The 11,764-nt window shown below is 62.2% G+C and carries 12 protein-coding genes and 1 pseudogene; 8 read left to right on the forward strand and 5 right to left on the reverse strand.

The features are described 5' to 3' along the window. Positions 1-276, reverse strand: a pseudogene (locus OB03_RS00365) (transcription elongation factor); the annotation flags it as partial. Positions 277-322: 46 nt separating this feature from the next. On the opposite strand from OB03_RS00365, the gene OB03_RS00370 reads away from it, so the two are divergent. The 3 genes from OB03_RS00370 (at position 323) to OB03_RS00380 (ending at position 4,427) form a co-directional block, all read left to right on the forward strand. Next, positions 323-1,549, forward strand: coding sequence for a TIGR03862 family flavoprotein (locus tag OB03_RS00370; protein ID WP_242912598.1), 1,227 nt, complete (start codon positions 323-325; stop codon positions 1,547-1,549). A 66-nt stretch (positions 1,550-1,615) separates the two neighbouring features. Beyond that, positions 1,616-3,142: a M20/M25/M40 family metallo-hydrolase gene (locus OB03_RS00375; RefSeq protein WP_461342840.1), complete on the forward strand. Its 1,527-nt coding sequence runs from the start codon at positions 1,616-1,618 to the stop codon at positions 3,140-3,142. A gap of 142 nt (positions 3,143-3,284) precedes the next feature. Then, positions 3,285-4,427, forward strand: coding sequence for a serine hydrolase domain-containing protein (locus OB03_RS00380; RefSeq protein ID WP_461342841.1), 1,143 nt, complete (start codon positions 3,285-3,287; stop codon positions 4,425-4,427). Between the two features lie 6 nt (positions 4,428-4,433). Here OB03_RS00380 and OB03_RS00385 read toward each other — a convergent pair whose 3' ends face one another. The 3 genes from OB03_RS00385 to OB03_RS00395 form a co-directional block, all read right to left on the reverse strand. Next, a complete protein-coding gene (locus tag OB03_RS00385) occupies positions 4,434-4,979 on the reverse strand; it encodes a YybH family protein (protein ID WP_242912601.1) in 546 nt (181 codons plus the stop codon). Positions 4,980-5,027: 48 nt separating this feature from the next. Next, positions 5,028-5,993, reverse strand: coding sequence for an EamA family transporter RarD (gene rarD / locus OB03_RS00390; protein WP_461342842.1), 966 nt, complete (start codon positions 5,991-5,993; stop codon positions 5,028-5,030). A 79-nt stretch (positions 5,994-6,072) separates the two neighbouring features. After that, positions 6,073-7,119 (reverse strand): aspartate-semialdehyde dehydrogenase, encoded by a 1,047-nt coding sequence (locus OB03_RS00395; RefSeq protein WP_242912603.1) that lies wholly within the window; start codon positions 7,117-7,119, stop codon positions 6,073-6,075. 150 nt (positions 7,120-7,269) lie between these two features. On the opposite strand from OB03_RS00395, the gene zapE reads away from it, so the two are divergent. Then, a complete protein-coding gene (zapE, locus tag OB03_RS00400) occupies positions 7,270-8,385 on the forward strand; it encodes a cell division protein ZapE (protein WP_461342843.1) in 1,116 nt (371 codons plus the stop codon). A gap of 133 nt (positions 8,386-8,518) precedes the next feature. On the opposite strand, the gene mdh is transcribed toward zapE, so the two are convergent. Continuing rightward, positions 8,519-9,481, reverse strand: a complete 963-nt coding sequence (gene mdh / locus OB03_RS00405; protein ID WP_242912605.1) for a malate dehydrogenase — start codon at positions 9,479-9,481, stop codon at positions 8,519-8,521. Positions 9,482-9,623: 142 nt separating this feature from the next. Between mdh and OB03_RS00410 the strand changes: the two genes are divergently transcribed. The 4 genes from OB03_RS00410 to OB03_RS00425 all read left to right on the forward strand — a co-directional run bounded on the left by OB03_RS00410 (position 9,624) and on the right by OB03_RS00425 (position 11,760). Further along, a complete protein-coding gene (locus OB03_RS00410) occupies positions 9,624-10,355 on the forward strand; it encodes an EcsC family protein (protein WP_242912606.1) in 732 nt (243 codons plus the stop codon). 3 nt (positions 10,356-10,358) lie between these two features. Continuing rightward, entirely contained in the window at positions 10,359-10,796 is a 438-nt protein-coding gene (locus OB03_RS00415; RefSeq protein WP_461342844.1) for an HIT domain-containing protein, read from the forward strand. A gap of 200 nt (positions 10,797-10,996) precedes the next feature. After that, complete coding sequence (gene sdhC, locus OB03_RS00420; RefSeq protein WP_427846564.1) at positions 10,997-11,374, forward strand: succinate dehydrogenase, cytochrome b556 subunit; 378 nt, start codon at positions 10,997-10,999, stop codon at positions 11,372-11,374. Then, positions 11,371-11,760 (forward strand): succinate dehydrogenase/fumarate reductase transmembrane subunit, encoded by a 390-nt coding sequence (locus OB03_RS00425; RefSeq protein ID WP_242912609.1) that lies wholly within the window; start codon positions 11,371-11,373, stop codon positions 11,758-11,760. The genes sdhC and OB03_RS00425 overlap by 4 nt, the downstream gene beginning before the upstream one ends. Positions 11,761-11,764: the final 4 nt, after the last annotated feature.

Raw genomic sequence — 11,764 nt, forward strand, 5'->3', positions numbered from 1 at the left:
CTTGCCTTCGGGCGCGATCTCTAGAAGCTGGGCGGTGCTGCGCCGTGCCGACCAGTAGCGAAGGTCACGCGTGGCGCGGGCCATGGCCGTGCGGTCAGCCTCGATAGAGCCGTTCACCTGCGCTGCGGCATAGGCTGCGCGCGCCTCTGCCAAGGCGGCGTTGATTTGGGCCAAGCCTTCGGCGGTCACCCAGTTGGGGTGCGTCGAAACGGGGCGGTCGACCAGATCGGCGGCGGTCGCTTCCAGATCTTCTTCGCGGGTAAAGGCAACGCTCATGCACAGGACTATGCCGTTTCCATTCAATCCGGTCTAGGAAGAGCGCATGAACGCCACTCCTCCCCCATCATCTCGCGTGGTCATTATCGGTGCCGGACCGGCTGGTCTGATGGCGGCCGAGCAACTGGCCGATCAGGGCCATGACGTGACCGTGCACGACCAGATGCCGTCGGTGGCGCGCAAATTCCTGATGGCGGGGCGTGGGGGGCTGAACCTCACCCACAGCGAACCGCGCGAGCGGTTTGACCGGCGCTACGGCGAAGCGCAGCCCCAGGTCGCCGACTGGCTGGACGATTTCGATGCCCAGGCTCTGCGTACATGGGCGGACGGCTTGGGTGCCGAGACCTTTATCGGAACCTCGGGCCGGGTCTTTCCCAAGGCGATGAAGGCCTCGCCACTTCTGCGCGCTTGGCTGGCGCGTCTGGCCCGGAAGGGCGTCACCATCAAAACGCGTAGTCGCTGGACAGGTTGGCACGGCGATGCGCTGGCCTTCGACGAGCTGGACGGTTCCAGCGAGGTTGTGGCTGATGCGGTCATACTGGCGCTGGGCGGAGCCTCGTGGGTCAAGCTGGGCTCGGATGCGGCTTGGGTCCCGTGGCTGAACGCCAAAGGTGTGGATGTCCGCCCGTTCCAGCCCGCGAACGTGGGCTTCGAGGTCGATTGGTCGCCCTTGTTGGTTGAACGGTTTGCCGGACACCCCCTGAAGAATATCGGCATCACCTTCAGTGGCCATACGGCACGCGGCGAGGCCATACTATCGGGCTACGGTTTGGAGGGCGGCGCGGTCTATGCGTTATCCGCGGTGGTTCGCGAAGCCATCGCGAGGCAAGGCGAAGTCATGGTCCACATCGACCTGCGTCCCGATCAGACGCTCTCGCAATTGGCAAACAGACTGGACAAGCCGCGCGGCAAGAACAGCCTGTCCAATCACCTTCGCAAGTCGCTGCACCTCGATCCGGCCTTCATCGGGCTGATGCGCGAAGCAGGCCCCTTGCCCGAAGAGGCGATGGCGCTTGCACAGTTGATCAAGGCTGTGCCCGTGCGATTGAAAGCACCGCGAGGTCTTGAGCGGGCCATATCGTCGGCAGGCGGGATCGGGCGTGACCAGTACAACCGCGAACTGATGCTCAATGCCCTGCCCGGCGTATTTGTCTGCGGCGAGATGCTGGACTGGGAAGCGCCCACAGGGGGCTATCTGCTTCAGGCCTGTTTTGCGTCCGCTGTGCGCGCGTCACGAGGCGTGCAACGCTATCTTGTGAACGCGCAGTCCTGATCAAAGCTCGACATTTATGACCGGACTGGGGCAGCGTATGGCTCTCATACCCTCAGGAGATGGTTGATGTCGCTTCGTCCCGCTGCCTTGGCTCTGGCTACCGTCCTTATGACTTCGACCGCCGTGTCGGCGCAGGTGCAGGTTGATCCGGAGCGGCTCAATGCTTTGACGCGCGAACTGGCTTCGGATCGCTTCGAGGGACGGGCACCGGGCACCCCGGGCGAGACGCTGACGGTCGAATGGATTGCGGAGCAGTTCAAGGCACTGGGACTTGAGCCGGGCGGTCCGGATGGATCATGGTTCCAGACGGCCGAAGTCTCGCGCACGGGGCCCGATGGCCCTGCCGTTTTGACCGCCCGTGCCGGTGACCACACCGTCAGCTTCGCGCGCGCAGACGAGATCATTGTGGGTTCGGACCGTCCCGTCAGCCGCATCACCCTGACCGATACTCCGGTCGTGTTTGCCGGCTATGGCGTCAGTGCTCCCGAGCGGGGGTGGGACGATTTCAAAGACGTCGATGTGCGCGGCAAGCTCTTGCTGGTCATCGTCAATGATCCAGACTTCGGGGCACCCGAGGGCCATCCGGTCGCCAACACCTTTGATGGGCAGGCCATGACCTTCTATGGCCGCTGGCCCTACAAGTTCCAGGAAGCCGCCGCACAGGGTGCTGCCGGAGTTCTTGTGATCCACGACACGGCAGGGGCCGGCTATCCGTGGTCGACGCTGGCAGGGTCTTCCACAGCCCCGGACCTCGATATCGTCCGTGCCGATCCGGACAAGGAACGCGTCGCCGCTCAGGGCTGGATTTCTAGCGAAGCGACGCAGAAGCTGCTGCAGCTGGCAGGGCTCGATCTGGACACCTTGCGGGTGGCTGCCCGCAGTCGCGACTTCCGGCCCGTCGAACTGGACGGCGTGACGATGAATATCGACTTCGGCCAGAAGGCTGACCGGATCCAGACCCGCAACGTCATCGCCCGTATCACCGGAACCGAGCGTCCGGACGAAACCGTTATGTTTGGTGCCCACTGGGACGCCTATGGCCGAGGGACACCCAAGGACGGCGACGATATCTATAACGGTGCCGTGGACAATGCGACGGGCGTTGCGGGAGTGCTCGAGATCGCCCGCCTGTTTGCGCAGGGTGAAAAGCCGACACGCTCGGTCGTGTTTATTTCGTGGGCCGCCGAAGAAACCGGCCTTCTGGGCGCAGAGTACTACGCGGCCAATCCCGTCTATCCGCTGGAAAAGACTGTTGCGAACATCAACATGGACAGCCTACTACCGGGTGACGATATCGATCCGAACATCGTGGTAATCGGTGCGGGCAAGTCCGATCTGGACGCGCGCCTGTTGCCCTATGCGACGCGCGAGGGGCGCCGTCTGATCCCCGATCCGGCACCGCAGGCCGGTGCCTTCTACCGCTCGGACCACTTCCCTCTGGCGCGTGCAGGGGTCCCTGCGCTCTTCGCGGCTGCGGGCTTTACCGGTCACAACGAGGCCAGCCGACAGTATGTCTCGGGGGCTTACCATACCCCCAAGGACGAATGGATGCCGGACTGGACGATGAAGCCGCGGCAGCGGACGTGCAGCTGATCTACGAGGTTGGCCGCGAGTTGGCCGACAGTTCCGACTGGCCACAATGGAGCGCGGGCAGCGAGTTCGAAGGCGTGCGAAAGCAAAGCGAAGATCAGCGTCGCCCGTGACCTGGGTGACCAGCCGGAGTACACACACTTCCATGACGACACCTCAAATTCACGGCACCTGCCCAGACCGTTTTGTTGCGGTCAAAGACGCCTTTGCTGCCAACTTCACCGATGCCTCAGAAGGGCTGAACGAAGTGGGCGCTCGCTTCTCGGTTACGATTGAAGGCGAGACGGTCATCGACCTGTGGGGCGGTTCGGCCGACACCGCCGGCGAGAAACCGTTCACCCAGACGACGCTGGTCCCCATCTTCTCCAGCGGCAAGGCAGTGATGGCCTTGATGATCGCCCGCCTCGTCGAGCAGGGAAAACTGTCCTACGACGACAAGGTGATCGATCACTGGCCCGAGTTCGGCCAGAACGGCAAGGACCACCTGACCATCGGGCAGTTGATGAGCCACCAGTCGGGCCTGCCGGGCTTTGACGAGCCCGTCGATCCGGCCATCTGGTATGACCCGCCTGCGGTTGTGGCACGTCTGGCGGCGCAAAAGCCGATGTGGGAGCCGGGAACTGCCTCCGGCTATCACCCTATTTCGATTGGCCTGATGGCGGGTGAAATCTTCCGTCGTCTGGACGGTCGCACCATGGGTACGGCTTTGCGCGAAGACTTCTGCGAGCCGTTCGGGCTGGACCTCTGGATCGGCACGCCTGCCAGCGAGCATGATCGCGCCGCCGAGATGAAACGCCCCAGCAGCCTGCCCAATCTCGGCAAGCTGGACGAGCTGAAGATGGCTGCCTTCGTGAACAAGGGCGCGGCCCCCGGCGGTCGTGGCTCTGCCGAGTGGCGGGGGGCTGAAATCCCGTCGGCCAATATGCACGCCTCGGGTGCCGATCTGGCGCGCATCCTGTCCATCATTGCTAATGATGGCCGCCTGAAAGGCGAAACCTTCCTGTCGGCGGAAACCTTAGGTGCCCTGTCGCAGGAACGCATTCACGGACCGGATAAAATCCTGCCGTTCACACTGAGCTGGGCTGCGGGTCTGATGCGCAATGAAGGGATCGACATCTTCGGCCCCAACCCCGACGCGCTCGGCCACTGTGGCTGGGGCGGGTCACTGGTCTGGGCTGACGACAAGGCCAAGGTGTCGGGTGCCTATGTCATGAACCGCCAGTCGCCGCACCTTCTGGGTGATCCCCGCGCGGTGCGTCTGGTCAACGCCCTTTATCAGGCGTTCTGACGCGGCTCAGGCTTCGGGTGGCAGCGCGATTTGATCGTGCAGGATCTGCCACCCGTCGACCGAGCGTCGAAGCAGGCGGGTGAACAGTGCGCGGTGATGCTGGCCATTGATCGTCACGATCATCCGTCCCGAGGCGACGGCGGTGTAGTCGTCCAGTTGCAGCGTCTCGAACCACTCGTAGTTCATTGTGCCAAGGCCGCCAGCGCGGGCCTTGCGCGCCTCCAGCCATGCACGGACAGGCTCAGGGCCCTTCAGGGGCTCGTCGCCATAGAGGACCAGCAGCGGCTGATCGACCGTGTAGTGGCCCATGATCGCGTCGATATCGCCCGAAGACCACGACGCCGCTGCGGCATCCAGCGTATCGCTCACCTGATCGAACAACTGGGCCGAAGTGACCGAGGGCTTGAGGCTGTGCTGTTCGCGGGCCTCAAGCGACGGCTGCTCGGTCCGGGCCGTGCGGATAACCTCGTCCTGTGCGGTTGCGCAGGCAGGCGCGCCTACCAGCAGGATGGATGACAAGGCGAGGACGGGCAGGACGCGAGGGCTGATCATAGGTCTGTCTTAGTCCGGAATGCCGACGGAACTCAACGCAGGTTGCACTTAACGAGGAGCGACGTCGTCCGCCTCTTCGACCAGACCCGGTTCGAACTCGGTGGCCACCGGCGCATCGTTACGACGGCGGGCCGAAGTCACCGCCCCATAGATGAACACCAGCACTGCCGCCCAGATAAAGACGAAGGATGCAATCCGTAGTCCGCTCAGGGGTTCACCCTGGGACATACCGATGAAGAAGACGATGGTCGGTGCAAGGAACTGCAAAAAGCCCATGCTGGACAACGGGATACGGCGCGCGGCCCACGAGAACAGCATCAACGGTATGACCGTGACCGGTCCGGCCAAAAGCAGCCAGGTAGTCGACAGGGGCGAAGTGAAGAAATGGCCCTGCCCTGATGTCTCCAGCCAGAACATGTAAATAAGACCCGGCAGGGTAAGGATCAGACATTCGATGAACAATCCGGTCTGTGCGTCGGCCTGAACGCGTTTGCGGATGATCCCGTAGGCGGCGAACGTCACGGCCAGACCGATCGAAATCCACGGGGCGTGGCCCAGAGCGGCGGTCTGGATCGCAACGCCCACCGCAGCCAGTCCCATGGCGATCTTGCCTGCGCCGCTAATGCGCTCGCGGAAAATCAGGGCACCTGCGGCCATGTTCAGCAGCGGGTTGAGGTAATAGCCGAGCGAGGCGTCAAGAGTACGCCCGCTATTCACCGCCAGAATATAGGTGATCCAGTTCGCGGCGATGATCGTGGCGGACAACGTCAACCAACCCATGACCTTGGGCTGGCGCAGGACATTGAGGATCTGCCTGCCCTGCTTGGCCAGAAGCACCAGCAGCAAGGCCCAGACCACACCCCACACCGCACGGTGGGCCATGATTTCCCACGAGGTCGCACCGGCATGGGCCATCTGCTGGAAGGCCAGCGGAATGAAGCCCCAGAAGAGGTAGCAAAGCACACCGGCGGCAAAGGCGGTGCGGGTCTCATTAGAGGCTGGGGTGGGGGTCACAAATCACCTAGGGCGGGGAGACCGAAGACTATCAGGAAGAAGGAAAACGCCCCGTGGCGAACCACGGGGCGTTGTCGGATCAGACGATCATGGTCCGCACGCCGGACTTCGGCGTGATCGTTCCGGTTTCGTCCAGAAGCTGTGCAATCTGCACCGCATTGAGGGCCGCGCCCTTGCGCAGATTGTCCGAGACAACCCAGAAGGTCAGGCCATTCTCGACCGTGTGGTCCTTGCGGATACGCGAGACGAACACGGCGTGTTCGCCAGCAGCGTCCACGGGGGTGATGTAGCCGTCGTGTTCCAGCTTATCGACGACCAGAACACCCGGTGCCTCACGCAGGATGTCGCGGGCTTCGTCCGGCTCGATCGGGCGATCGAACTCGACGGTGACAGCTTCGGAGTGACCCACGAACACCGGAACGCGCACGCAGGTGACGGTCAGCTTGATGTTCGGATCGAGCATCTTGTGGGTCTCGTCCCACATCTTCGCTTCTTCGTCGGTGTAACCGTCGTCGCGGAACGAGCCGATGTAAGGCAGGACGTTAAAGGCGATCTGCTTGGGGAACTTCTTGGGGGTGGCGTCGCCGAGGCCGTAGATGGCCTTGGTCTGGTTCCACAGTTCGTCCATGCCTTCTTTGCCTGCGCCCGAAACCGACTGATAGGTCGAGACGACAGCGCGCTTGATCTTGGCGGCGTCGTGCAGCGGCTTCAAAGCCACCACCAGCTGTGCGGTGGAGCAGTTCGGGTTGGCGACGATGTTCTTCTTCTTGACCAGCTTGACCGCGTCCGGGTTCACTTCCGGCACGATCAGCGGCACGTCGGGGTCCTTGCGGAAGGCCGACGAGTTATCGATGACCACCGGACCCAGCTTGCCGATCTTTTCCGACCATGCGCGCGAGACGTCGCCGCCTGCCGACATCAGCACGATGTCGACGGTCGAGAAGTCGAATTGTTCGATGTCTTGACACAGGATGGTCTTGTCGCCCCAAGCGACTTCCATGCCTTTCGATTTTCGTGAGGCAATCGCGTGCATTTTCTCGACGGGGAAGTTCAGCTCCTCGAGAATGGCCAGCATTTCCCGACCGACATTGCCGGTGGCGCCTACGATGGCGACGCGATAGCCCATGGTGAAATCAACCTTCTATATGGGTGTGTGAAAGAATGAGCTTTTGCATGTGGTGCTTTCGCACCTGCGAAGCAACCAAAAATATCTAAGACCTCTGTTTAGGCCCGCTGGTGCTTCCCTGAACGCGTCGGTCGGACTATCCCGTCTGGCATGACCTCCCGCATCCGTAATGCCTATGACATCCGCGTCGAAGAAGGCGTCATCAACCCCGATCCGGCGCAGCTCGGCCTGATCGCGGAACTGGAGCGACTGGAAGACGATCTGTCCCAGCGCGGCCTGTTCGGCAAGGTGCCCGCTGTGCGCGGCATCTACATCTGGGGCCCGCCCGGACGCGGTAAATCCATGCTGATGGACCTGTTCTATTCGGCCATTCCGGAGCAGCGCAAAGTCCGCGCCCACTTCCACGCCTTCATGGCCCGCGTCCACGATCTGGTGCGGCAATGGCGCGAGGGCGACAAGATCCAGCGCAAGGCCGTGTTCGGCGTACACAAGGGCGATGACCCCATTCCGCCCGTCGCTGCGCTGATCGCCTCGGAGGCGCGCCTGCTTTGCTTCGACGAGCTACAGGTCACCGATATTGCCGACGCCATGATCCTTGGTCGTTTGTTCGACGCCCTGTTTGAAAAGAAGGTCGTTCTGGCCATCACGTCGAACCGTGCGCCCGAAGACCTCTATAAGAACGGCATCAATCGCCAGCTCTTCCTGCCATTCATCGACATGCTGCGCGAAAAAACGGTCGTCGTCGAAACGGCAGGCGCGCGCGATTTTCGACTTGATCGTCTGGCGGGTGATAAGGTCTGGTTCTCCACGGGGGCCGAGGGAGCCGTTGCGGCCTTCGAGTTGCTGTGGTCCGATCTGAAAGGCGGCGAGCCGGAAGAGCCGACCTCGCTGACAGTATTGGGCCGTGAAGTGACGGTGGACCGCACGGTCGGCGGAATGGCCCGCGCCAAGTTTGATGATCTGTGCGGTAAGCCACTGGGGCCGCAGGATTATCTGGCCATCGCCAAGCGTTTCCACACGCTCTTCCTCGAGAACGTGCCCACGCTTGGTCCGAACAACAGACAAGAGGCCCGCCGCCTCGTGACGCTGATCGACGCCCTTTACGAAGCCAAGACCCGTCTGGTGGTTCTGGCGGACGCCGAGCCCGAGGTCCTCTACCCCGAGGGCGACGGCGCCTTCGAGTTCGAACGTACCGTCTCGCGCCTCAACGAAATGCGCAGCCAAAGCTGGCTGGAGAACGAGCCCGAGGCTCTCAAAGCGCACTAAACCAACAAAGAAAAAGGGCCGCCCCATCAATGGATCGGCCCTTAAACTTATGCAGCGCGAGATCGCTCAAGCAGTGAGCGACCGCGTCGCGAGCGGTGGCGATCTCTCGCTTCGCCCGCGCAGCGGGCCAGTACTAAGCCAGCGAAGGATCGGCAGCCTTACAGGCTTCGATCAGGCCGTTCACCGAAGCGACCGAGGTAGCCAGCATGGCCTTCTCTTCTTCGTTGGTGGTGAACTCGACGATCTTCTCGACGCCGTTGGCACCGATCATGGCCGGAACGCCGACGTACAGGTCCTTCAGACCGTATTCGCCGTTGACGTAGACAGCCGACGGCAGAACGCGCTTTTGGTCCAGCAGGTACGAACGGGCCATGGCGATGGCCGATTCAGCCGGAGCGTAGAAGGCCGAGCCGGTCTTCAGCAGGGCAACGATCTCGCCGCCGCCCTTGCGGGTGCGCTCGACGATAGCGTCCAGATCAGCTTGCGACAGGAAGCCAGCAGCCACAGCGTCCGGCAGCGGCAGACCGCCAACGGTCGAGTGACGCACCATCGGGACCATGTCGTCGCCGTGACCGCCCAGGGTCCAGGCGTGGATGTCCTGGATCGAAACGCCGGTCTTTTCAGCCAGGAAGTAGGCGAAACGGGCCGAGTCCAGAACGCCAGCCATGCCGACGACTTTCTCTTTCGGCAGGCCCGAGAATTTCTGCAGAGCCCAGACCATGGCGTCCAGCGGGTTGGTGATGCAGATCACGAAGGCATTCGGAGCGTATTGCTTGATGCCTTCACCCACGGCCTTCATGACCTTGAGGTTGATGCCGATCAGGTCGTCGCGGCTCATGCCCGGCTTACGCGGAACACCGGCGGTGACGATGCAGACGTCTGCGCCAGCGATGTCGGCGTAGTCGTTTGCGCCCTTCAGGGCGACGTCTTGACCGAAGACGGCCGAAGCTTCGGCGATGTCCAGACCTTTACCTTGCGGGGTGCCTTCAGCGATGTCGAACAGAACGACGTCGCCCAGAGCTTCGCGAGCTGCGATGTGGGCAAGGGTGCCGCCGATCATACCGGCGCCGATAAGGGCAATCTTTGCGCGAGCCATTTAAGGTCTCTCCAGTCGATGTTGCGTGTGCGAAACACTATTCGATGGCGGGCGGTCTAGACCCGTGTGGGAGCGGGAGCAAGTCTCCCGCGTTTGGGCTTTGGTCTTCAACACTTAGTCCAGCCATCAGGTAGCTTTGCTTATGAACCCCCAGTCCGAACCGACCGCATATGAAAACAAGGCTTTAACTCAGGCCTTGGCATGGCGAACCCGCCAACATCGCCGTCCGGGGGTGTGGGATCGTTCTACGCGTGCCACGCAGGATAAGATCAACAACATCATTCCAGAGCCTGTCCATAAGGCGGTCACGGCGGTGATGAAGCAGATGACCAAGGCCATAATGACCGGATCGGGCTGGATTGCCGGTGGGCCACGTACCGCGGGCACTCTCGAAGAGCGCGAAAAGGCCATCTACCAGTTAATGAAGGTCTATCGCAGCACCGCCAGCGTAGAAGGTGCCGTGGCTGGTGCAGGTGGATTTGTGCTGGCGGCTGCCGATTTGCCCGCGCTGATGGCGATCAAGATCAAGATGCTGTTCGAGATCTGCGCGGCCTATGGATTCGACAGTCGTAATCCGGCCGAGCGTCTGTTTATCCTGCGCATCTTCCATCTGGCGTTTTCAAGCGCGCGGCAGCGCCCCGCAGCGCTGGCCGCGCTGGAGGCCAGCGCGCCCGAAATGGAAGGCGAAGCTATCGAGATCGACTGGCGGAAGTTCCAGCTTGAGTACCGTGACTACCTCGATCTGGCCAAGCTACTGCAACTGATGCCTGTCATCGGAGCCCCGGTCGGAGCGGTCGCGAACTGGCGTCTCACGACGCATGTGGCCAAAACGGCCGTTCAGGCCTATCGGCTAAGGTGGTTTAACGAGGTCTGATCCATGATCCCTGCCGAGGCTTTTCGCGCTGATCCAGCTTTCGAGGCGGCGTCGATCCACGTCACCGACTGGCCCTTGTGTCAGGTGCGTCTCCAGAATGACGGACGTTTCTGCTGGCTGATCCTTCTTCCGCGCGTGGAAGGGGCAGTGGAGCTGTCCGATCTGGATGCCGTGCAACGGGCCTGGCTGATGGAAGAAGCCGTGCAGGCTGGCGACCTGATCGCGGAGATGGCTGCCGCGGAGGGAGCGCGGGTCGACAAGATCAACACCGCCGCTCTCGGAAATGTGACCGCGCAACTACACGTCCACGTTGTGGGACGGTATCGTCACGATCCGCTTTGGCCCGATCCCGTCTGGGGCCGACCCGGCACCGTCGCCTGCGAACCGCCAGTCCTCGAAAAGCGTATCGAGACGGTCAAATCGCACCAACTTACCGCCTGACGGACTTAATAACCCGACTAAGGGCGTGGGTTCGTTGACATCGCCTGCTGCACGGCACAAAAGCCTTTGCAACAGTCTGACCCTGAATTTCCACAGGTTTTTTGAGAATCATTCGCATGTCGAACCATCAGGCAGCGGGTGGCACCCCCGGCGACCGTACCGGCCGCTACGTCCGCCACCCCAACGGGCACGTAACGCCCATGTCGCCCTTCACCTCGATCTGGCGCTGGCACATCACCATGGTGGCCTCGATCCTGTTCCGCGTCACGATCGGCGCGGCCACGGTCGGTGCTATCCTGCTGCTGGGCTGGGCCGCCGTCGCCTCGAACGGTGCGGAGGCTTACAATAAGCTTGCCGCGTGCCTCGCCTCGCCGCTGGGCCTGATCGTCGGCTTCGGTCTGACGCTGGTGTTGTTCTCGTTCCTGCTGAACGGCGCGCGCCACCTGATCAACGACTTCGGCCATGGCCTGACCGTCAAGTCGGCCAACCTGCTGTCGCGCATTGCCGTCTGGGGTCCGCTGGTTCTGGCCGTCCTGTTCTGGGTCGCCCTGTTCGCTACGGAGAAGGTTTCGCTGTGAGCGCTGCACCTAAGTTCAAAAACAATGTGAAGATCTCCGAGCGTCACGGCGCCGGTGAGTGGAAGCTCGAAAAAGCGCTTCTGCTACTTCTTATGCCGCTGTCGGTCTGGCTTGCCTCGACGGGCTTCACCCTTGCCGGTGCCGATGCTGCCGCTGTGGGTGCATGGTTCGCCAATAAGCTGAATGTCGGCCTTGCCATCGTCACCGCGCTGGCCTTCTTCGGCTTTGCCTATCTCGCCTGGAAGGTGATCATCGAGGACTACGTACCTGCGCCGTCGTCGCGCAAGTCGCTGAGCCTCGTTGCCCTGATCGTCTTCGTTGTGCTGGCTGCTGCCAGCGTGTTCTTCATCGTGCGTGCCGCCGCAGCGCTGGCCGCAGGAGCTTAATCGA

The sequence above is a fragment of the Brevundimonas sp. GN22 genome, from assembly GCF_054824005.1.

Bases quoted from the DNA above. Each gene is read 5' to 3' on its own strand.
- OB03_RS00370 (WP_242912598.1), top strand. From the start codon at position 323: ATGAACGCCACTCCTCCCCCATCATCTCGCGTGGTCATTATCGGTGCC.
- OB03_RS00375 (WP_461342840.1), top strand. From the start codon at position 1,616: ATGTCGCTTCGTCCCGCTGCCTTGGCTCTGGCTACCGTCCTTATGACT.
- OB03_RS00380 (WP_461342841.1), top strand. From the start codon at position 3,285: ATGACGACACCTCAAATTCACGGCACCTGCCCAGACCGTTTTGTTGCG.
- OB03_RS00385 (WP_242912601.1), bottom strand. From the start codon at position 4,979: ATGATCAGCCCTCGCGTCCTGCCCGTCCTCGCCTTGTCATCCATCCTG.
- OB03_RS00395 (WP_242912603.1), bottom strand. From the start codon at position 7,119: ATGGGCTATCGCGTCGCCATCGTAGGCGCCACCGGCAATGTCGGTCGG.
- zapE (WP_461342843.1), top strand. From the start codon at position 7,270: ATGACCTCCCGCATCCGTAATGCCTATGACATCCGCGTCGAAGAAGGC.
- mdh (WP_242912605.1), bottom strand. From the start codon at position 9,481: ATGGCTCGCGCAAAGATTGCCCTTATCGGCGCCGGTATGATCGGCGGC.
- OB03_RS00410 (WP_242912606.1), top strand. From the start codon at position 9,624: ATGAACCCCCAGTCCGAACCGACCGCATATGAAAACAAGGCTTTAACT.
- OB03_RS00415 (WP_461342844.1), top strand. From the start codon at position 10,359: ATGATCCCTGCCGAGGCTTTTCGCGCTGATCCAGCTTTCGAGGCGGCG.
- sdhC (WP_427846564.1), top strand. From the start codon at position 10,997: ATGTCGCCCTTCACCTCGATCTGGCGCTGGCACATCACCATGGTGGCC.